The organism is Vibrio sp. 1069, from assembly GCF_033340555.1.
Genome location: NZ_JAWOWP010000420.1, coordinates 1 through 682 on the forward strand (window position 1 = coordinate 1; position 682 = coordinate 682).

Sequence of the window (682 nt, forward strand, 5' to 3'; positions counted from 1 at the left end):
CGTGGTGTTACAACCGATTGTTGATGTAAACAATGATCGCTGGGATTACTTTGAAATACTCGCTCGTTGGAACAGCAGTGTGTATGGCAACATCTCCCCTGCGGAGTTTATTGAAGCGGCTGAGCAATCGGGATTAATCATCGAATTAGGTGAGCGAATCATAGAGTTAGCATGTATTGCGAAGCAAGAGTTAGAGGCTCACCTCGGTTATACCGTGAAGCTATCCATCAACTGCTCTGCACACGAACTGGTCGATTCAAACCGCTACATCAACCACCTAACAACCTTGCTCGAGCGATACGGTCACGATGCTTCGGACTTTGTTATAGAGCTCACTGAAACTGTTTTGCTTTCACAAAGTGGACGCGAGCAGATGGTTTTGAACTCGCTTCGCTATCTTGGTTTTAAAGTCGCACTGGATGACTTCGGCACTGGCTATTCGAGCTTAAATTACATTCATAATTACCCTATCGACAGCATCAAAATTGACGCCACATTTGTGCGCAATATGCTCTCGAACAAAACGTCAGAGCAAGTGGTGTATCTGATAGCCCAGTTAGCTCAACTGTTGGATGTCGACTTAATTGCAGAAGGCGTAGAAGACGACAGGGCGCTAAATAAGCTTATCGACATGGGTTGTCATTATATTCAAGGCTACTTCTATTCTCGCCCACACAACGTC

General features: G+C 45.3%; 1 protein-coding gene. It reads left to right on the plus strand.

Going from position 1 to position 682, the window contains the following annotated elements:
• Positions 1–682, plus strand: a 682-nt coding sequence (locus R7040_RS26890) for an EAL domain-containing protein (RefSeq protein ID WP_318097658.1), incomplete at both ends; no start/stop codon positions are given.